The sequence below is a fragment of the Paraburkholderia sp. MM5482-R2 genome, from assembly GCF_050436125.1.
In the GTDB taxonomy this organism is placed as follows: Bacteria; Pseudomonadota; Gammaproteobacteria; order Burkholderiales; family Burkholderiaceae; genus Paraburkholderia; species Paraburkholderia tuberum.
In genome coordinates this window covers 787,604-808,012 of record NZ_JBNDLP010000002.1, presented here as the reverse complement: position 1 = coordinate 808,012, position 20,409 = coordinate 787,604, and the positions used below count along the sequence as shown (strand labels likewise).

The 20,409-nt window shown below is 65.4% G+C and carries 17 protein-coding genes and 1 pseudogene; 9 read left to right on the top strand and 9 right to left on the bottom strand.

The annotated features are described in order from the left end of the window. Positions 1–69: 69 nt before the first annotated feature. The 5 genes from OKW37_RS06770 to recG all read right to left on the bottom strand — a co-directional run bounded on the left by OKW37_RS06770 (position 70) and on the right by recG (position 6,246). Positions 70–567 (bottom strand): Dps family protein, encoded by a 498-nt coding sequence (locus OKW37_RS06770; protein WP_184034504.1) that lies wholly within the window; start codon positions 565–567, stop codon positions 70–72. 153 nt (positions 568–720) lie between these two features. Next, positions 721–885 (bottom strand): hypothetical protein, encoded by a 165-nt coding sequence (locus OKW37_RS06765; RefSeq protein ID WP_184034506.1) that lies wholly within the window; start codon positions 883–885, stop codon positions 721–723. A 96-nt stretch (positions 886–981) separates the two neighbouring features. Continuing rightward, complete coding sequence (locus tag OKW37_RS06760) at positions 982–2,436, bottom strand: catalase (RefSeq protein WP_429407395.1); 1,455 nt, start codon at positions 2,434–2,436, stop codon at positions 982–984. Between the two features lie 411 nt (positions 2,437–2,847). Further along, complete coding sequence (locus OKW37_RS06755) at positions 2,848–3,807, bottom strand: LysR substrate-binding domain-containing protein (protein WP_184055574.1); 960 nt, start codon at positions 3,805–3,807, stop codon at positions 2,848–2,850. Between the two features lie 102 nt (positions 3,808–3,909). Further along, positions 3,910–6,246 carry an ATP-dependent DNA helicase RecG gene (recG, locus tag OKW37_RS06750; RefSeq protein WP_429407398.1) on the bottom strand — a complete coding sequence of 779 codons (2,337 nt, stop codon included), beginning with the start codon at positions 6,244–6,246 and terminating at the stop codon, positions 3,910–3,912. A gap of 189 nt (positions 6,247–6,435) precedes the next feature. Between recG and queA the strand changes: the two genes are divergently transcribed. The 5 genes and pseudogenes from queA to secF all read left to right on the top strand — a co-directional run bounded on the left by queA (position 6,436) and on the right by secF (position 12,504). Then, positions 6,436–7,494 (top strand): tRNA preQ1(34) S-adenosylmethionine ribosyltransferase-isomerase QueA, encoded by a 1,059-nt coding sequence (queA, locus tag OKW37_RS06745; protein WP_429407400.1) that lies wholly within the window; start codon positions 6,436–6,438, stop codon positions 7,492–7,494. A gap of 114 nt (positions 7,495–7,608) precedes the next feature. Beyond that, positions 7,609–8,799: a tRNA guanosine(34) transglycosylase Tgt gene (gene tgt / locus OKW37_RS06740; protein ID WP_429407402.1), complete on the top strand. Its 1,191-nt coding sequence runs from the start codon at positions 7,609–7,611 to the stop codon at positions 8,797–8,799. A 195-nt stretch (positions 8,800–8,994) separates the two neighbouring features. After that, positions 8,995–9,324 carry a preprotein translocase subunit YajC gene (gene yajC, locus OKW37_RS06735; RefSeq protein ID WP_184034524.1) on the top strand — a complete coding sequence of 110 codons (330 nt, stop codon included), beginning with the start codon at positions 8,995–8,997 and terminating at the stop codon, positions 9,322–9,324. A gap of 116 nt (positions 9,325–9,440) precedes the next feature. Beyond that, a pseudogene (secD, locus tag OKW37_RS06730) lies at positions 9,441–11,535 on the top strand (protein translocase subunit SecD). 18 nt (positions 11,536–11,553) lie between these two features. Then, the gene (secF, locus tag OKW37_RS06725) at positions 11,554–12,504 is read left to right on the top strand and encodes a protein translocase subunit SecF (RefSeq protein WP_090803074.1); all 951 of its coding nucleotides are present in this window, start codon (positions 11,554–11,556) and stop codon (positions 12,502–12,504) included. A gap of 96 nt (positions 12,505–12,600) precedes the next feature. Here the strand turns inward: secF and OKW37_RS06720 are convergent, their stop codons facing one another. From OKW37_RS06720 to OKW37_RS06705, 4 genes are all read right to left on the bottom strand, one after another. Further along, positions 12,601–13,878, bottom strand: a complete 1,278-nt coding sequence (locus OKW37_RS06720; RefSeq protein WP_184062324.1) for an MFS transporter — start codon at positions 13,876–13,878, stop codon at positions 12,601–12,603. A 294-nt stretch (positions 13,879–14,172) separates the two neighbouring features. Beyond that, the gene (locus OKW37_RS06715; RefSeq protein ID WP_184034536.1) at positions 14,173–14,742 is read right to left on the bottom strand and encodes a YceI family protein; all 570 of its coding nucleotides are present in this window, start codon (positions 14,740–14,742) and stop codon (positions 14,173–14,175) included. A gap of 111 nt (positions 14,743–14,853) precedes the next feature. Next, positions 14,854–15,417, bottom strand: coding sequence for a YceI family protein (locus OKW37_RS06710; RefSeq protein WP_429356607.1), 564 nt, complete (start codon positions 15,415–15,417; stop codon positions 14,854–14,856). A gap of 8 nt (positions 15,418–15,425) precedes the next feature. Further along, positions 15,426–15,986 (bottom strand): cytochrome b, encoded by a 561-nt coding sequence (locus OKW37_RS06705; RefSeq protein ID WP_090803069.1) that lies wholly within the window; start codon positions 15,984–15,986, stop codon positions 15,426–15,428. Positions 15,987–16,437: 451 nt separating this feature from the next. On the opposite strand from OKW37_RS06705, the gene OKW37_RS06700 reads away from it, so the two are divergent. The 4 genes from OKW37_RS06700 to OKW37_RS06685 are packed head-to-tail and all read left to right on the top strand — an operon-like array spanning position 16,438 to position 20,311. Next, positions 16,438–17,229, top strand: a complete 792-nt coding sequence (locus OKW37_RS06700; protein ID WP_429407407.1) for a paraquat-inducible protein A — start codon at positions 16,438–16,440, stop codon at positions 17,227–17,229. Between the two features lie 7 nt (positions 17,230–17,236). Further along, positions 17,237–17,887, top strand: coding sequence for a paraquat-inducible protein A (locus OKW37_RS06695; protein ID WP_184062331.1), 651 nt, complete (start codon positions 17,237–17,239; stop codon positions 17,885–17,887). Continuing rightward, positions 17,880–19,541: an intermembrane transport protein PqiB gene (locus OKW37_RS06690; RefSeq protein ID WP_184062333.1), complete on the top strand. Its 1,662-nt coding sequence runs from the start codon at positions 17,880–17,882 to the stop codon at positions 19,539–19,541. Before OKW37_RS06695 ends, OKW37_RS06690 begins: the two co-directional genes overlap by 8 nt. Beyond that, positions 19,538–20,311: a PqiC family protein gene (locus OKW37_RS06685; protein ID WP_429407410.1), complete on the top strand. Its 774-nt coding sequence runs from the start codon at positions 19,538–19,540 to the stop codon at positions 20,309–20,311. The genes OKW37_RS06690 and OKW37_RS06685 overlap by 4 nt, the downstream gene beginning before the upstream one ends. Positions 20,312–20,409 lie beyond the last annotated feature (98 nt).

Genomic DNA, 20,409 nt, shown 5'->3' with positions numbered 1-20,409 from the left:
TTTTTAGCACGGCGCGCGCGATGCCGGCGCCGGCATCGGACTCGACTCGACCGGCTCAGCTGCGCCAAATCAGGCGAGCAGCGAGCGCAGCATCCATGCGGTCTTTTCGTGTGTCTGCATGCGTTGCGTGAGCAGGTCGGCGGTCGGCTCGTCGTTGGCGGCTTCCGTCGACGGGAAAATCGCGCGCGCGGTGCGCACCACGGCTTCCTGACCTTCGACCAGCTGACGGATCATGTCTTCCGCGGCCGGCACGCCGTCCGCTTCGGGGATCGACGACAGCTTCGCGAAATCCTTGTAGCTGCCCGGCGCATGCACGCCCAATGCACGGATGCGTTCGGCGATCGAGTCGACCGCGAGCGCGAGTTCGTTGTACTGCGTTTCGAACATCAGGTGCAGCGTATTGAACATCGGACCCGTGACGTTCCAGTGGAAGTTGTGGGTCTTCAGGTACAGCGTGTAGGTGTCGGCGAGCAGACGCGACAGCCCTTCGGCGATCTTCTTGCGATCCTTGTCGCTGATCCCGATGTTGACGTGCTGTACTGCTGCGGCCGCTTCTTTCTTGGCCATGATGACTCCTTTGAAGAGTGATACGAACCGGTCGGCAGATGACGGTCAGCGAAAACACGAATAAAACGTTCGACAGTGTAGCGTGAATGCCGCAAGGTTTGCGCAACGCGTGCCCGAGAGCCTTGCTGCGCAGCCATTCTGGCGGTACTGCGCTCAGCCGCCCAGCGCGTGTTGCAACGCCTGCGCGGCGATTACCGCAAAGCCGCTCGCGACGATCGCAAAGCCCAGCGCCTTGCGAAACATCAACGCCTGCCATTGCGCCTGCATGCTCGGCGCGGCGGCCCGACCGCCAATGCTCGCCATCATCATCCTTATCATGATCGTACTCCGGGTTCGTCTCGTGACGGACCGCAGCAATGCGCCGCGCCGTCGATGACTTTGCCAATGCTTTACCATCCGCCGCGTATATGACGCCTAGCGGTTCCCGCCTTCCCGCAACGCGGCGAGCGCCGCGATCACACCTTCCGCGTAAGCCGGATCGGCGCGGCGGAAATGCTCGATCTGACGCGCGACGATCTCCTGCGGCACGCCGTCGATATGTCGCGCGATATTGCCGAACAGACGCTCACGTTGCGCGTCGTCGAACAGCGCGAACAACATGCGCGGCTGCGTGTAGTAGTCGTCGTCCTCGCGATGCTCGTAACGGGCGACCGCGCCCGCCGCGAGCGGCGGCTCGGACGCGTTCGCGTCCTGCACGAAGTCGCCGAACCGATTCGGCTCGTAATTCACGTTGCCGCCGCGATTGCCGTCGGTGCGCAGCGCGCCATCGCGATGAAACGAATGCGGGTTCGGCACGCGCGGCGCATTCACCGGAATCTGGTGATGATTGATGCCGAGCCGGTAACGCTGCGTATCGCCGTACGAGAACAGCCGCCCCTGCAACAGACGGTCCGGTGAAAATCCGATGCCCGGCACCACGTTCGCCGGCGTGAACGCCGCCTGCTCGACGTCCGCGAAATAGTTCTCCGCGTTGCGATTCAGTTCGAGCGTGCCGACGTCGATCAACGGATAGTCCTTCTGCGACCACACCTTCGTGATGTCGAATGGATTGAAGCGGTAGTTCGCCGCATCCGCTTCCGGCATCACCTGAATTGCGAAGCGCCACTTCGGAAAGTTGCCCGCGTCGATGCTGTTCACCAGATCGCGCTGCGCGCTTTCGCGGTCATTGGCGACTACCTGCGCGGCATCGGCGTCGGTGAAGTTCTCGATGCCTTGCAGCGACTTGAAATGGAACTTGACCCAAAAACGCTCGTTGCTCGCGTTGATGAACGAGTACGTGTGCGAGCCGAAGCCGTGCATCTGCCGGTAGTTCTTCGGAATGCCGCGATCGCTCATCAGAATCGTCACCTGATGCAGCGACTCCGGATGACTCGACCAGAAATCCCACGCGGCGACGTTGCTGCGCAGATTCGTGTACGGATCACGCTTCTGCGTATGAATGAAGTCCGGAAACTTGAGCGGATCGCGAATGAAGAACACTGGCGTGTTGTTGCCGACCACGTCCCAGTTGCCTTCCTCGGTGTAGAACTTGATCGAGAAGCCGCGCACGTCGCGCTCGGCGTCGGCCGCGCCACGCTCGCCGGCCACCGTCGAAAAGCGCATGAAAAGCGGCGTTTCCTGGCCGACCTGCGCGAATACCTTCGCCTTCGTGTAGCGCGAAATGTCGTGCGTCACCGTCAGCGTGCCAAACGCGCCCGAACCCTTCGCGTGAACGCGCCGCTCGGGAATCACTTCGCGATCGAAGTGCGCGAGCTTTTCGAGCAGCCAGACGTCCTGCAGCACCACGGGGCCACGCGGGCCGGCGGTCATCGAGTTCTGGTTATCGGCGACGGGCGCGCCGGCGGCATTGGTGAGCTTACGTTCGGACATGGGCACTCCTGCGTGGTTTCTATCGAATCGGGGGAAAAGCATGCGGCATCCGTGCGCGACGGACGCCGTCACGGGTAGGCACGTCAGGCGGCCAGCACCCGGTCGGCCAGCAACGACACGGCGACCGTACGGATACTCGGCGCGGCGGCCGTCGTGGCCGGTTGCGCGGGAAAAGCGTGGATGGACTGTGAAAGCGCGTGCATGGTGTTTTCCTCCTGGCTTGTCTCGCGCCCCGACTCGGAGTCCGGGCGCTGAGCCTTATCGAATAAAGGGATCGGGCGATCCGTGGAGGAAACTATAGCAACATCTATCGAATAGTCGTATTTGATTAATTTAATCTATTCGATAGGGCTTGCGCCCTTTTTGCGGCTGGCCACACCGGTGTCCGGCGCGGCTGCGGATGATGGCGAGTCAGTTGACGGCGGCGGGCAGATCGAGCTTTTTGACGCCCGGCAGGTCGCACGCGGCGATTGCGTCGCAGATCGCGTCGATCGCGGGCATGCGCGTGAAGCTCTTGCGCCATGCCAGCACGACGCGGCGATCGGGCACCGGCTCGTCGAACGCGACATAGCTGAGCAGGCCCGCGTCGATACCGCCCGCATGTGGCTTGACCTCGTGCACCGACATGCGCGGCAGCACGGTAATGCCGACGCCGCTTGCGACCATATGACGAATCGTTTCGAGCGACGAGCCCTCGAAGGTCTTCTGGATGCCGTCGGCGTTCTGCGAAAAGCGCATCAGCTCGGGACACACGCCGAGCACGTGATCGCGGAAGCAGTGCCCGCTGCCGAGCAGCAGCATGGTTTCCTGCTTCAGGTCGTCGGGGTCGATCTTCGGGCGGCTTTCCCATGCGTGGCCGGACGGCAGCGCGACGACGAACGGCTCGTCGTACAGCGGACGCAGCATCAGCCCGGTTTCGGGAAACGGCAGCGCCATGATCGCCACGTCGATTTCGCCCTGCTTGAGCAGCTCGATCAGCTTCAGCGTGTAGTTTTCCTGCAGCATCAGCGGCATTTGCGGCACGCGCCGGATCATCTGCTTGACGAGCGTCGGCAGCAGGTACGGCCCGATCGTATAGATCACGCCGAGGCGCAGCGGACCCAGCAGCGGGTCCTTGCCCTGCTTGGCGATTTCCTTGATCGCGAGCGTCTGCTCGAGCACGCGTTGCGCCTGCGTAACGATCTGTTCGCCGATCGGCGTCACGCTGACCTCGCTGGTTCCGCGCTCGAAAATCTGCACGTTCAGCTCGTCTTCGAGCTTCTTGATGGCGACGGACAGCGTGGGCTGGCTGACGAAACACGCTTCGGCGGCACGGCCGAAGTGCCGCTCGCGGGCCACCGCCACGATGTATTTCAATTCGGTGAGCGTCATTCGGGGATCAATCAGTCCGATGGATTCGATAGGTTCTAGTTATACACCTATAGGGTCGGTTCGCCAACCTTTTAGCCGTTGTGCTTGCGGCGGGGACGGCGCTCAGGCCTTCAGATACTGCTCGCGCGCGCCGAGCCAGCGCGCCAGATGCTGAATGACCACGTCCGGATATTGGTCGAGCAGCGTCGCGGCGGCTTCGCGCGCCGGCTCGATGAGGTGCTGATCGTTCTGCAGGTCGGCGAAACGCAGCATCGCGGCGCCTGACTGCCGCGCGCCGAGGAACTCGCCTGGCCCGCGGATTTCGAGGTCGCGGCGGGCGATCTCGAAGCCGTCGGTGGTTTCGCGCATCGTTTGCAGGCGCGCGCGGGCGGTCATCGACAGCGGTCCGGTGTAGAGCAGCACGCAGACCGACGCGGCGCTGCCGCGCCCCACGCGTCCGCGCAACTGATGCAGCTGCGCGAGACCGAAGCGCTCCGCATGCTCGATCACCATCAACGATGCGTTCGGCACGTCGACGCCGACTTCGATCACCGTGGTCGCGACCAGCAGCTGGATCTCGTTGCGCGAGAACGCGTCCATCACCGTGGCCTTTTCGGCGGGCGCGAGGCGCCCGTGCACCAGCCCGACCTTCAGCTCGGGCAGCGCGGCCACCAGCGTCTCGTAGGTCTCGACCGCGGTTTGCAACTGCAGGGTCTCGCTTTCCTCGATCAGCGGACACACCCAGTACACCTGGCGCCCCGTCAACGCCGCCTCGCGCACGCGGCCGATCACCTCTTCGCGGCGCGCGTCGGACACGAGCTTCGTGAGGATCGGGGTGCGGCCGGGCGGCAGTTCGTCGATCGTGGAGACGTCGAGGTCCGCGTAGTAGGTCATGGCGAGCGTGCGCGGAATCGGCGTCGCCGACATCATGAGTTGATGCGGCTGGAAGTCGGCCGCGCCGTCGGCGGCGCCCTGCGCCTTCGCGCGCAACGCGAGCCGTTGCGCGACGCCGAAGCGATGCTGCTCGTCGACGATCACGAGTCCGAGGCGCGCGAACTCGACCGCGTCCTGAATGATCGCGTGCGTGCCGATCACGAGCTGCGCGGTGCCGAGCGCGGCCGCTTCGATCGCGGCGCGCTTCTCCTTCGTCTTCAGACTGCCCGCGAGCCACGCGACATTCACGCCGAGCGGCTCGAGCCAGCCGCGCAATTTGCGCGCGTGCTGCTCGGTGAGAATTTCGGTCGGCGCCATCAGCGCGGCCTGGTAGCCGGCGTCGATCGCCTGCGCGGCGGCGAGCGCCGCGACGATCGTCTTGCCGCTGCCGACGTCGCCCTGCAACAGCCGCTGCATCGGATGCGGCTGCGTCAGATCGAGCGCGATCTCGCCGCCGACGCGCTGCTGCGCGGCCGTCAGCGAAAACGGCAGCGCCTTCAGCAGCCGCGCGACCAGCGCCGATTCGTCGCCGAGCTTGCGGCGCGGCATGGCCGGCGCGGCGCGCGTGCGCCGCTCGTCGTGCGCGCGCTTCAGCGACATCTGCTGCGCGAGCAGCTCCTCGAACTTGATGCGCACCCAGGCCGGATGCGTGCCGTCGATCAGCGCCGTTTCGTCCGACTGCGGGCCCGGATGATGCAGCGTGCGCACCGCGTCCATCAGCGCCGGCACGCCGAGCGGTTCGAGAAACGCGCGCGCAACCGGCGCGGGCAGCAACTCCGGCAGCGACGTGCGCGCGAGCGCGTTGTCGATCGCCTTGCGCAGATACGCCTGCGATACGCCCGCGGTGCTCGGATAGACCGGCGTCAGCGCCTGCGGCAGCGGCGTGTCTTCATCGACGACGCGCACGGTCGGATGCACCATCTCCATGCCGAAGAAGCCGCCCCGGACGTCGCCGCGCACGCGCAGGCGCGCGCCGGGCGCCATCTGCTTGACCTGCGAGCCGTAGAAATTCAGAAAGCGCAGCACGAGTTCGTCGCCGTCGGCGTCGCGCAGCTTCACGAGCAGCTGCCGGCGCGGGCGATAGGCGATCTCATTGTCGAACACGACGCCTTCGGTTTGCGCGATGCCGCCGGGCAGCAAGTGACCGATCGGCGTCAGCGTGGTTTCGTCTTCGTAGCGCATCGGCAGATGCAGCACGAGGTCGATGTCGCGTGTGAGGCCGAGTTTGGCGAGCTTGTCGGCGGTTTTGACCGGGGCTTTGGCGGCGGCTTTTGCCGCGCCTTTGGTTTTGGCGGCGGGTTTGTCGTCGCTCGCGTGGTCGGCGGCGAATTGATCCGGCGGGTCGCCCGCGTGGCCGCCGGGCTTGTCGCCGTCGCGCCCGAGATCGTGGCCAGCGGCCATCATGCCGCCTTGTGCGCCCGCTTGCGCCACATCCCGCTCCCCCGCCTCCGCCCGCGCACCGCGGCGCCGCGGTTCGGCGCCCGCTTCGAGGGTGGCAACGGACGATCGGCGGTCGGACAAAGGCATAGGCTGCTTCGCAAGTACAATATCGGGTGCTGTCGAAAAGAAGTCGTGCCGCCCTTCGCGCGTCCAGCGTAGGCAGGATGCGGCACAAAGCGCGCGGGCCGCTTCGGCGTCCCGCCATCATAGCCGCCCGGCTCCGGCTTCGGCTCAATTCAGTCCCAAATCAGTCCCAACCCGCTTCCAGTCGTTCGCATGTTTACGCTTTCCGATTTCGATTTCGATCTGCCGCCCGAGCTGATCGCGCAAGTCGCGCTGCCCGAGCGCAGCGCAAGCCGTCTGCTCGACGTGGACGCCGCAGGCGCCGCCGACGGCGCCGCGCGCCTGATCGACCGCCGCTTCACCGAACTGCCCGAGTGCCTCGCGCCGGGCGATCTGCTCGTCTTCAACGATACCAAAGTGCTGAAGGCGCGCTTCTTCGGCCAGAAGTCGAGCGGCGGCAAGATCGAAGTGCTGGTCGAGCGCCTGACTGGCGAGCGCGGCGCGCTCGCGCAGATCCGGGCGAGCAAGAGCCCGCAGGCGGGCACGACGATCCGTCTCGCGGATGCGTTCGACGTCACCGTCGGCGAGCGCGTCGATCAGTTCTACACGCTGCATTTCCCCGACGACTGCCTGACGCTGATCGAGCAGTACGGCCGTCTGCCGCTGCCGCCGTACATCGAGCACGACCCCGACGCGACCGACGAAACCCGCTATCAGACCGTCTTCGCGCAGAACCCGGGCGCGGTCGCCGCGCCGACCGCCGGCCTGCACTTCGACGACACGCTGCTCGCCCGCCTCGACGCCCTCGGCATCGACCGCGCGACGCTGACGCTGCACGTCGGCGCGGGCACGTTTCAGCCGGTGCGCGTCGAAAACATCGCCGAGCACAAGATGCACAGCGAGTGGTATCACCTGCCGCAAGCGCTCGCGGACAAGATCGCCGCGACCAAAGCGCGCGGCAACCGCGTGATCGCGGTCGGCACGACCTCGCTGCGCGCGCTCGAAGCCGCCGCGCGCGACGCCGAAGCCGCCGGCCATCCGCTCGGCGCGGCGAGCGCGGAAACCGACATCTTCATCACGCCGGGCTACCGGTTCCGCGTGGTCGACCGGCTGGTCACGAACTTCCATTTGCCGAAATCTACGCTGCTGATGCTGGTGTCGGCGTTCGCGGGCGTCGAGACGATTCGCGCCGTGTACCGTCATGCGATCGACGAGCGCTATCGTTTTTTCAGCTACGGTGACGCGATGCTGCTCACGCGGCGCGATGCATGAGCCGGTTCGAGCACTGCTTCAGCGTATTGGCAGTCTTCCTAGCCGCCGCGATCCCTCGTGGCGGTTTTCATTGATTGCGCCGGACTGTTTTCCGGTAGCCCAGGAGTGATCCCCATGACCCTTGGTCATCTCTCGCAACATCCTGCCCACGAGCGCCCGGAGAATGGCCTCAAATTCGAACTGCTCGGCACCGACGGCCTTGCGCGCCGCGGCCGCGTCACGCTCAATCACGGCGTGGTGGAGACACCGATCTTCATGCCGGTCGGCACCTACGGCACCGTGAAGGCGGTCCAGCCGCGCGAGCTCGACGAAATGCACGCGCAGATCATCCTCGGCAATACGTTTCACCTGTGGCTGCGACCCGGCCTCGAAACCATCGAGGCGCACGGCGGCCTGCACGGCTTCATGGGCTGGAAGAAGCCGATCCTGACCGACTCGGGCGGCTTCCAGGTGTTTTCGCTCGGCGATCTGCGCAAGATCACCGAGGACGGCGTCACGTTCGCGTCGCCGATCAACGGCGACCGGCTGTTCCTGTCGCCGGAAGTGTCGATGCAGATCCAGAAGGTGCTGAACTCGGACATCGTGATGCAGTTCGACGAATGCACGCCGTACGCCACCAACAACATCCCGACCTCGCACAAGGAAGCCGCCGAATCGATGCGCATGTCGATGCGCTGGGCGCAACGCTCGATCGACGAATTCGAGCGCCTCGGCAATCCGAATGCGCTGTTCGGCATCGTGCAGGGCGGCATGTTCGAGGATCTGCGCGACGAGTCGCTCGCCGGCCTCGCGCAGAAGAACTTCCACGGCCTCGCGATCGGCGGTCTGTCGGTCGGCGAGCCGAAGGAAGACATGATGCGGATCCTGAACCACATCGGCCCCAAGCTGCCGGCCGACAAGCCGCACTACCTGATGGGCGTCGGCACGCCGGAAGACCTGGTGGCCGGCGTCGCGGCCGGCGTCGACATGTTCGACTGCGTGATGCCCACGCGCAACGCGCGCAACGGCTGGCTCTTCACGCGTTTCGGCGACATCAAGATCCGCAACGCGACGCACAGGAACTCGCTGCGCCCGCTCGACGAGCAATGCGGCTGCTACACCTGCCGCAACTTCACGCGCGGCTATCTGCACCACCTGCATCGCGTCGGCGAAATTCTCGGCGCGCAGCTGAACACGATCCACAACCTGCATTACTACCTGGAACTGATGCAGGAAATGCGCGATGCGATCGAGGCGAAACTGTTCGACACTTTCCGCAAGCGTTTCCACGAAGACCGCGCGCGCGGCGTCGAACCGTCGTCCTGACGGCCCGCCACATGGATTGCGCATGCCGCACGCGGACAACTTACAATTTACTTTCGCCGGCCGCCGAATTTGCCCCGAATCGGACCTTTAAACGGTTGATCGCAAAGCCGATTCGCCGCGCCGGCGCGCGTGTGGCCGGTGGTAGAATAATCGGCTGATTTTTTTGATCGTTTGACTGATAACGGAGAGACCAACGTGTCGTTCATTTCCAATGCCTTCGCGCAAGGCGCAGCAGCAGGTGGTATCGAATCGAACCTGATGAGCTTCCTGCCGCTGATCCTGATGTTCGGCGTACTGTACTTCATCATGATTCGCCCGCAAATGAAGCGTCAGAAGGAACATCGCAACATGCTCGCAGCGATGGCCAGGGGCGATGAAGTCGTGACGAACGGCGGCATCGTCGGCAAGGTGACGAAGGTGGGCGAAGCCTACGTCGGCATCGAAATCTCGGAAGGCACGGAAGTCACCGTGCAAAAGGCGTCGGTCACGACAATTCTCCCGAAGGGCACGATCAAGTCGCTGTAAGGCCTGCACTCCCCGCGTCCGGTGCGGCCTCGCCGGCGGTTCAGGCAGTTCGCTGAACGGCCCGCGCTCATCGCCGGACGCATCGCATCCAAGCCAACCTTCCCGTTGGACCACTCATGAATCGCTACCCCCTCTGGAAATACGCCGTGATGCTGGTGGCTCTGGTCATCGGCCTCGTGTACACGCTGCCCAATCTGTACGGCGAAGCGCCGGCGGTGCAGGTGTCGAGCGGCAAGGCCACGGTCAGACTCGACGCCGCCACGCTAGCGTCGATCGAAGCCGCGCTCGCGGCCAATCACATCAAGCCGACCGCAATCACGTTCGACAACTCGCAGAACAACGCGAACATCCGCGTGCGCCTGACGAACACGGACACGCAGTTGCGCGTGAAAGACCTGCTGCAGAAGTCGCTCAATAGCGACCCGAACGATCCGCAGTACGTCGTCGCACTGAACCTGCAAAGCGCGTCGCCGACCTGGATGACCGCGCTGCGCGCGCTGCCGATGTACCTCGGTCTCGACCTGCGCGGCGGTGTGCACTTCCTGCTGCAGGTCGACATGGCCGGCGCGCTGAACAAGAAGCTCGACTCGGACGCCTCGGACGTGCGCACGCTGCTGCGCGACAACAACGTGCGCGACGGCGGCGTGAATCGCGTGAACCAGTCGGTGGTGGTGAATCTGGCCGACCAGGCCACGGCGGACGCGGCACTCAAGCTGCTCGGCCGCAGCGTCAGCGAACTGCAGTGGGCGTCGCAGCCGAACACCGGCCCGGACGGCGGCGTGCAGCTCGTCGGCACCTTTACGCCGGCCGTGCAGCGCGAGGTGCAGGACGCCGCGCTCAAGCAGAACATCACGACGCTGCATAACCGCGTGAACGAACTCGGCGTGGCCGAGCCGGTGATCCAGCAACAGGGCACGGACCGCATCGTCGTCGAGCTGCCGGGCGTGCAGGACACCGCGAAGGCGAAGGACATCATCGGCCGTACGGCGACGCTCGAAGCGCGCCTCGCCGATCCGGTCAACACGCATCCGAACCCGAACGACCCGGTGCCGCCGGGCGATGAACTCTTCACGCAAGGCAACCAGACGCCGGTGCTGCTGCGCAAGCAGGTGATCTTCACCGGCGACCGCATCATCGACGCGTCGGCGGGCTTCGACGAGCATCAGCGTCCGTCGGTCAATATCCGTCTCGACTCGGCCGGCGGCCGCGCGGTGCGCGCGGTATCGCGTGACAACATCGGCAAGCCAATGGCGATGGTGCTGTTCGAGCACGGCAAGGGCGAAGTGCTGACCGTCGCGACGATTCAGTCGGAACTGGGCGACCGCTTCCAGATCACCGGCCAGCCGACCCCGCAAGCGGCCGCCGACCTCGCGCTGCTGCTGCGCGCCGGTTCGCTCGCCGCGCCGATGGAAATCATCGAGGAACGCACGATCGGCCCGAGCCTCGGCGCCGACAATATCAAGAAGGGCTTCCACTCGGTCGTGTGGGGCTTCGCGGCGATCGCCGTGTTCATGAGCGCGTACTACATGCTGTTCGGCGTGATCTCGATGGTCGGCCTGTCCGTGAACCTGCTGCTGCTGGTCGCGGTGCTGTCGATGCTGCAGGCCACGCTCACGCTGCCGGGTATCGCCGCTATCGCGCTCGCGCTCGGTATGGCGATCGACGCGAACGTGCTGATCAACGAGCGCGTGCGCGAGGAACTGCGCCACGGCGCGCCGCCGCAACTGGCCATCCAGAACGGCTACGCGCATGCATGGGCGACGATTCTCGACTCGAACGTGACCACGCTGATCGCCGGCCTCGCGCTGCTCGCGTTCGGCTCCGGTCCGGTGCGCGGCTTCGCGATCGTCCACTGTATCGGCATTCTGACGTCGATGTTCTCGGCGGTGTTCTTCTCGCGCGGCCTGGTCAACTTCTGGTACGGCGGCAAGAAGAAGCTGAAGTCGCTGTCGATCGGCCAGGTGTGGCGTCCGCAAGCGGCGGCGGCAGGCTCGGCCGCGTATGCCGGCAACACCCTCGGCGGCAGCGACGCCGCGACCGACACCGCGCAGGCCATCGCCACGGCGAAGGCGAAAGCGAAGGCAAGCTCGAAGGCACCGGCCGCGGCCGGCGCGCAGGGTCGCTCGAAGCCGACCGTGCGTCGCCGCAATGCGTCGGGCACGCCGACGTCGAATGACTCGACGCGGCAAAAAACCGGGTTCGTCCCGCTGAGTCCCGGAGAACAAGACCATGGAATTTTTCCGTTTCCGTAAAGACATTCCGTTCATGCAGCGCGCGTTGATCTTCAACGCGATCTCGCTGATCACCTTCCTCGCCGCCGTGTTCTTCCTCGTGCATCGCGGGCTGCATCTGTCGGTGGAATTCACCGGCGGTACCGTGATCGAGGTGCAGTATCCGGGCGCGGTGCCGCTCGACCCGGTGCGTAACACGCTCGGCAAGCTCGGCTATGCCGACGCGCAGGTGCAGAACTTCGGCACCTCGCGCGACGTACTGATCCGTCTGCCGCTGAAGACGGGCTACACGTCCGCGCAGCAGAGCGACCAGGTGATGGGCGCGCTGAAGGCCGACACGCCGGAAGTGCAGTTGCAGCGCGTCGAGTTCGTCGGTCCGCAGGTCGGCAAGGAGCTCGCCACCGACGGTCTGCTCGCGCTCGCCTGCGTGGTGGCCGGCATCGTGATCTACCTGTCGTTCCGCTTCGAATGGAAGTACGCGATCGCCGGCGTGATCGCCAACCTGCACGACGTCGTCATCATTCTCGGCTTCTTCGCGTTCTTCCAGTGGGAGTTCTCGCTGTCGGTGCTGGCCGCGGTGCTCGCGGTGCTCGGCTATTCGGTCAACGAGTCGGTCGTTATCTTCGACCGGATTCGCGAAACCTTCCGCCGCGAACGCAAGATGACCGTGATCGAAGTGATCAACCACGCAATCACCAGCACGATGTCGCGAACCGTCATCACGCACGGCTGTACGCAGATGATGGTGCTGTCGATGTTCCTGTTCGGCGGCCCGACGCTGCACTACTTCGCGCTCGCGCTGACGGTCGGTATTCTGTTCGGTATCTACTCGTCGGTGTTCGTCGCCGCGGCTCTTGCCATGTGGTTCGGCGTCAAGCGCGAAGACCTGATCAAGGACAAGAAGGAACGCGTCGATCCGGACGATCCGAACGCGGGCGCCCAGGTGTGATGCGCGCGTAACCGCTGAGGATGCGCACAATAAAAAAGGCCGGTTCTGTCGAACCGGCCTTTTGCGTTTACGTACGCCGTCGTTACCGCCTCGTTCCTAGCGGAACCCCAGCTTGCGCCGTGCGCCGATCAGCGCCGCGATGCTCAGCAGCGCGGCAAACATCACGTAGTAGCTCGGCGCTGCCTTCGAACCGGTCGCGCTGATCAGCCACGCGATGATGAACGGCCCGAAGCCGCCGAAGATCGTCACCGCGATGTTATACGCGAGCGACATGCCGGTCGTGCGCGTCTGCACCGGGAATATCTCCGACAGCAGTCCCGGCGTCGCGCCGAAGTAGCCGCTGACGAGAAAACCGAACACGATCTGCCACACGATCAGCGTGCCGAAGCTCGGATGCGCGATCAGGAACGCGAACGCCGGATAGACGAGCACGAACAGCAGCACGGCCGCGCCCAGCATGATGCGTGTGCGTCCATGCAGGTCCGACCAATGCCCGGCCACCGGCGAGAACACCATCTGGATCAGACCCGTCACCGCGATCGCCGAGAACGCGACCGACGGCGCGAGCCCCAGTTGCCGCACGCCATAGGTCGGCATGAACAGCATCAGATACGCGGACACGGTCCCGAGGATCACCACGCCCATCGCGATTACGAGCCGCAGCTTCTGCGTCGCGAACGTATCGCGCAGCGGCGTCTGCGTCGTTTCGGCGGCGAGGAATTCGGGCGTCTCGTCGAGCCTGGTGCGGATGTAGAACGCGACGGGCCCGATCAGCAGACCGAAGAAGAACGGCACGCGCCAGCCCCACGATGCCATCTGTTCCGGCGACAACTGGCCGGTCAGCAACGCGCCGAAACCGGCCGCGAGCAGCGTCGTCAGACCCTGGCTCGCCATCTGCCAGCTCGCGTAGAAGCCGCGCCGGCCCGGCACGTGCTCGGCGAGAAACGCAGTCGCGCTGCCGAATTCGCCGCCGGCCGAGAAGCCTTGCATCAGCCGCGCGAGCACGAGGATCAGCGGCGCGGCGAGACCGATGCTCTGGTAGGTCGGCAAAATCGCGATGATCAGCGTGCCGCTCATCATCAGCAGGATGGAAAGCGTGAGCGCCCCCTTGCGCCCGGCGCGGTCCGAGTACGCGCCGATCACGATGGCGCCGAGCGGCCGCATGAAGAACGACACGCCGAACGTGCCGAGCGTGAGCAGCAGCGATACGGTCTCGTTGCCGGCCGGAAAAAACAGCTTGGAGATGGTCACGGCGAAAAAGCCGTACACCACGAGGTCGAACCATTCGAGCGCGTTGCCGATCGAGGCGGCCACCACCGCGCGCCACGAATTCCGCCGGCTTCCCGCGACGCTTGCTGCTGTCGTTGCATTCATCCAGATCTCCTGTACTGCGCGAAATATTTATCGACACGAACGCATGACGTCCGCCCAGGCCATCCCGGCAACGCGCAGCACCGGCATGACTGCTTGCGCTCTATTTAACTGAAAAAATAAAAGCGATGCGAGCGACAAATGGCCGAGGCGCGCCACCCTGGCCGAGGCGTTCGCAACGGGCGACAAAAAACCGCTTCGTCGGTGAACGACCGAAGCGGTTTTCGTATTGCGGCGCAGCGCGGATCGAATCGCAACAGCCCGCGCGCGGCGCCGGCCGCGAAGCTGCCGGCGCGCCTACTGCTGCTTGATACCTTCCGACTGGATATGCAGTCGCGTCTGCATGCTGAAGCCGTACTTCGCGCCGAACTCCATGCCGTAATCGGCGCGATTGAATTCGGTGCTCGCCTCGACGCCGCAGACTTCGCGCTTGAGGACCGGGTGCTGCATGCACTTGAACGAATCGATCTTCAGATTCACCGGCTTCGTGATGCCGCGAATCGTCAGCGTGCCGATCACCTCGACGGGCTTGTCGCCGTCGAACTTGATCTCGGTGCCCTTGTAGGTCACGGTCGGATACTTCTCGACGTCGAAGAACTCGGCGGCCCTCAGGTGATCGTCGAGCTTCGGGTTGCCGGTCTGCACCGAAGCGGGATCGACGGTGACGTCGACGGTGCCGGTTTTGGCCGCGCGATCGAGCGTCACCGTTCCCGTGGTCTTCGTGAATTTGCCGCGCCAGATCGACAGACCGCCAAAGTGGTCGGCCTCGAAGCTAGGAAACGTATGCATCGGATCAAGCAGATAGGTATCGGCGGCGAAGGCGCCGAGCGACAGCGACGAAGCCAGCGCGCCAACAGCGATCAAGATGGACGTTTTCAATTCGTGCTCCTGTTTTGCGTTGAAAATCGCGGTGCAACCTGCGGTGGGAAAGCGGCCGCGCCCCACGTGGCGCGGCGGACCTCGCGAGCGCCGTGCGCGTTACTTGCGCGCGGCGACGATATGAAACTTGATCACGACCTCGTCGGCGACGACCGATGTGTCCTTCCATTCGCCGGTGCCGATGTCGAACTGCGAGCGCTTGATCGGCAGCGCGCCGTCGAAGGTCTGCATCGCGCCCTGCTGGCCGACCGTGACCGGCACCACGACCGTCTCCGACTTGCCCTTGATGGTCAGCTTACCGGTCACCTTGAACTGGTTGCCGCCGGCCGGCGCGATCGCGCTCGACACGAACGTCGCGCTCGGAAAGGTCTTCGCGTCGAACCATTCCTTGCCGCGCACCTGCTCGTTGTAGCTCTCGTCGCCGAGATCGTAGCTGGCGACGTCGATGTTGAGCTGCGCGCTGCCGGCCGTCGGTTTGGCCGGATCGAAGCTGACCTGCGCCGTGAACTTGTTGAACTTGCCTTCGACCGGCACGTTCATCTGCTTCGAGGTAGCCGTCACCGAACTCTTCGCGACGTCGACCTGCGCGAGCGCCGCGCCCGCGGCGCTCAGCGACGCCGCTGCGAACGCGGCCAGCATGTAGCGATAAAACGAACCCTTCATGGTTGTCCTTATTTGAGGAAGGGGATCATGCGCGACAGCAGGCCGTCGCGATCGAGCCATTGATGCTTGAGCGCCGCCGCGGTGTGTAGAGCGACCAGCACGAGCAACGTGTAATTCAACGCGATGTGCAGGTTCTTCAGCACTTCCTTCAGGTGCGGATCGGGCGCGATGATTCGTGGCAGCGGAATCAGCCCGAGGTAGACGACCGGCACGTTCGCCGCCGAGCTATACAGATAGCCGGACACGGGAATCACGATCATCAGCACGTACAGCAACAGATGTGTGAGATGCGCGGCGCCACGCTGCCAGGTGGGCATGCGGCGCGGCATCGGCGGCGAGGCGTGGGTCGCGCGCCACAGGATGCGCACGATCGCGAGCGCGAACACGGTCACGCCGATCCATTTGTGCCACGAGAAATAGCGCAGCTTGGTGGGCGTGAAGCCCGGGATGTCGGTCATCACCCAGCCGAGCGCAAAGCCGCAGACGATCAGCAGTGCGATCAGCCAGTGAAACGCGATGGCGGTCCGCGTGTACGACTCCCGGGTACCGAACGATGGATTGAGTGTCATGACAGATCAACGCAGACAGTTAGAAGTTAACGGCGCGCCGCGGCCAGCTATTCCGCGATCGCCGCCGCCGCATCGGCGCGGCGTGCGCGGCCGATGCGGCGGACATCATCGCCACAAAAGGCCGCCGGGCATGCCACGGGCGCCATGCTACCCCAAGCGCGAAAAGCTGGCTGGAGCGCGTCGGCGGAACGGGCCCGAATTTTGCGCTGCAATGGCCCCAGGGCGCCGCATCACCGCCCTTGCGTTGAACGATTCGGGGACCGAAAGCCCCGAAGCGACGCCATCTCAGGCCCGGACCAGCGCGCGGCGGGGACGGCGCCATGCCCCGCGCCGCGCGCGGCTCGCCTCGGTCGCGAGGCCGCGTTTGGTACTATTGCTGCTCACCGCCGCCCGACCCCTCGTAACGAGCAGGCCTTGCACGCCGCTACTACGTCGTTAGCCCATCTGCCGCATGGAACATGACAACCTGATCGCGTGCCATGAATGCGATACGCTGTTCCGCAAGCCACGGCTTGTCGGGCGCGTCGCCGCGCGTTGTCCGCGCTGCGGCGCGACGCTCTATCGCGGCGTCTCGCGCAAGCTCGACGCGATCTGCGCACTGACGCTCGCCGCGCTGATCACGTTCGTGATCGCGCAGGGCTTTCCGATCGTCGAACTCGAAACCAACGGCATCACGTCACAGACTACGCTGTTCGGCGCGCTCGTCGCGCTGTGGGGCGAGAACATGCAGATCGTCGCCGTGATGGTGTTCTGCTCGACGATCCTCTTTCCGTTCACCGAACTCGTCGCGCTGCTGTACGTGCTGGTGCCGCTACGCGCCGGCTACGTGCCCGCGCACTTCAATCGCGTGCTGCGCGCGATCCAGTTCGTGCGACCGTGGGGCATGATCGAAGTGTTCATGCTCGGCGTGCTGATCACGATCGTGAAGATGGTGAGCCTCGCGCGCGTGATTCCCGAGGCGGCGCTGTTCGCGTTCGGCGCGCTGACGCTGATGTTCGCGGTCGTCGTCACATTCGATCCGCGCGTGCTGTGGGATGTCGCCGACGAGATCGACGCGAGCGGCGATCGGCCGTTGCCGCGCACGTCGGCCGACAGCGCGGCGGTCGCGGTCGGCTCGCTCGCCGGTCCGCCGGCGCCGTCCGCGCGCGTCGCGGGCTCGGCCAGCGGCAGCGCTGGTGGCACAACCAACAGCACGGCGGATGGCACCCCGCCCGGCTTGCCGCCCACGCCGCGCGAAGGATGAGCCCGCGATGAAATACGTCACCGCGAAACGCGCGGGCCTGCTGTCCTGCCATTCGTGCGGGCGTGTCGAACCGCGCATCCGCTCGGTCACGCCGCAGCACTGCGGCCGCTGCGGCGCGCATCTGCACTCGCGCAACCCCGACAGCCTGATGCGCACATGGGCACTGCTGATCGCCGCGGCGCTGCTGTATATCCCGGCGAACCTGCTGCCGGTGATGCACACGTCGTCGCTGCTCGGCTCCGAGGACGACACCATCATGAGCGGCGTCGTCTATTTCTGGACTTCCGGCGACTGGCCGCTCGCGATGATCGTGTTCATCGCCAGCATCCTGGTGCCGATGCTGAAGCTCTCGGTGCTCGTGCTGCTCACCGTCACCGCGCAGCGCCGCTCGCGCTGGCGTCCGCAACAGCGCACGACGCTGTACCGGATGGTCGAGCGGATCGGCCGCTGGTCGATGCTCGACGTGTTCGTCGTCACGCTCACTGTGGCGCTCGTGCGTTTCAAATCGTTGGCCGAGATCACGGCCGGGCCGGGCGCGATCGCGTTCGGCTCGGTCGTGATCCTGACGATGCTGGCCTCCATGCAATTCGATCCACGCCTCATCTGGGACCCCGTGGAAAGCCGTACCCCAACACCTCAGGATCTCGACCATGACTAGCCCGCAAGGACCGACGCCCGCCTCCGATGATGCGCCGCGCAACGATTCGAACGGACCCAGACTGCCGCCCCAACTGCCCGACCCCGAGATCGAGCCACGCAGCCGCTGGCTGCCGTCGCTCGTCTGGGTGATTCCGCTGATTGCCGCGCTGATCGGCATCGCGCTCGTGATCAGGTCGGTGACCGAGCGCGGGCCCGTGATCACGATCAGCTTCGTCAGCGCGGAAGGGCTCGAGCCGGGCAAGACCAAGGTCAAGTACAAGGACGTCGACGTGGGCGCGGTGAAGACGATCACGCTGTCGCCGGATCTGTCGCACGTGCTCGTGCAGGTGCAGCTCACCAAGGAAGGCGGAAAGTTCGCGGTCAAGGACTCGCGCTTCTGGGTGGTGCGTCCGCGCGTCGGCGCGAGCGGCGTATCGGGTCTGACCACGCTGCTATCGGGCTCGTACATCGGCGCCGACGCGGGCCGCTCGACCGAAAGCGAGAGCAACTTCGTCGGCCTCGAAACGCCGCCGCCCATCACCGGCGACCAGAAAGGCCACCAGTACACGCTGCACGGCGATTCGCTCGGCTCGATCGACATCGGCTCGCCGATCTTCTACCGGCGCGTGCAGGTCGGTCAGGTGGTCGGCTTCTCGCTCGACAGGGACGGCACCGGCGTGACGATGCGGGTGTTCGTGTCGGCGCCGTTCGACCAGTACGTCGGCACCAACACGCGCTGGTGGCATGCGAGCGGCGTCGATCTGCGACTCGATTCGAGCGGCTTCAAGCTGAATACGCAGTCGCTCGCGACGGTGATAGTCGGCGGTCTGTCGTTCCAGTCGCCGCCCGGTCAGAACATGGGCCCGCAGGCGCCGAACAACCAGACCTTCCGCCTCGGCTCGGACGAAGCGGACGCGATGCGCGAACCGGACGGCGTGCCCTTGCGCGTCGTGATGAACTTCAACCAGTCGCTGCGCGGGCTGTCGATCGGCGCGCCGGTCGATTTCCGCGGCATCGTGCTCGGTCAGGTGACCAATATCGGCATCGACTACGATCCGAAGACGCAGAGCTTCACGATGCCGGTCACGATGAACGTGTACCCGGACCGCCTCGGCAAGCGCTTCCGCGAGAGCTCGCCGCAGCCGGGCACGCTCGCCGGCGAGAACCTGATGCAGGAACTCGTCAGGCACGGCCTGCGCGGCCAGTTGCGCACCGGGAACCTGATCACGAGCCAGCTGTACGTGGCGCTCGATATCTTCCCGAAAGCGCCGCCGGCCAAGGTCGACGTGACGACCGATCCGCTCGAGCTGCCGACCATTCCGAACACGCTCGACGAATTGCAGCTGCAGGTCGCCGACATCGCGAAGAAGCTCGACAAGGTGCCGTTCGACCAGATCGGCGCGAATCTGAACACCGCGCTGAAGAACGCCGACCAGCTGTTCTCGCGTCTCGACAACGAAGTCGTGCCGCAGGCGCGCGACACGCTGACGGCCGCGAAGCAGACCTTCAGTTCGGCCCAGGCAACCTTGCAGCAGGATTCGCCGATGCAGTCCGACGTTCATCAGGCGTTGCAGGAACTGACGCGCACGTTGCAGTCGCTGAACGCGCTGTCGGACTACCTCGAGCGTCATCCCGAATCGCTGTTGCGCGGTAAATCAGGAGATAAACCATGATGTTTGCCCGGCTCCCCCGTCCGCCGCGCGCGCTCGTGCGCGGTGCCGTACGCGGCGTCGCGTACGGCACCGCACTGGCTGCGGCTCTCGCCATCGCGGCGTGCTCGTCGCCGTCGAGCCGTTTCTATACGCTGGGTGGCGCGGATAGCGCAAGCACCGCCGCGAATGCCACCGCGCCGGCCGTCGCGCGCACGAGCGCCGCGCCTGCCTGGCTGATCGAAGTCGCGCCGGTCAACGTGCCGCCGCAGGTGGCGAGAAATCAGCTGGTCGTGCAGACCGGGCCGACTCAGGTGCAGTTGCTCGAACAGGAGCGTTGGGCGTCGCTGCCCGGCGATGAAATCCGCCGCGCGCTGTCGACGAATCTGACGCAGCAGCTCGGCACCATCGATACGTTCGGCACCGCGCACCCCGACGACGCGGCCGTCTACCGGATCGCCATGAACGTGCAGCGCTTCGAGTCGTGGCCCGGCTCGCATGCGTTGATCGATGCGGTGTGGAGCGTGCGGGCCGTGCGCAGCAATGCGGTGATGACGTGTCGCAGCGTGGTCAGCGAGACGGTTGGCGGCGGGTACGACGCGCTCGTCGATGGACATCGGCGCGCGCTGGCCGAAGTGTCGACGCAGATCGCGGCGGGGGTGCGGGCGATGGCCGCGACGGCCGTCGCTACTACGGCCACGACGGGCAAGACGTCGTCTTCGGCCCGATCGGCTGCCGCGGCAGTCGTGCCGCCCTGTCCTTCCGCGGAAACGGCCGCGGGAGCCGGCGCCTGACAGGCCCGGCTGGCGCGAGCCCGGTGCGCACGCGCGTGTCTATCCGGGCCGCGCCGACTTCAACGCACAGCTTCAGCAGACGCGCTTCCGCAATGCCT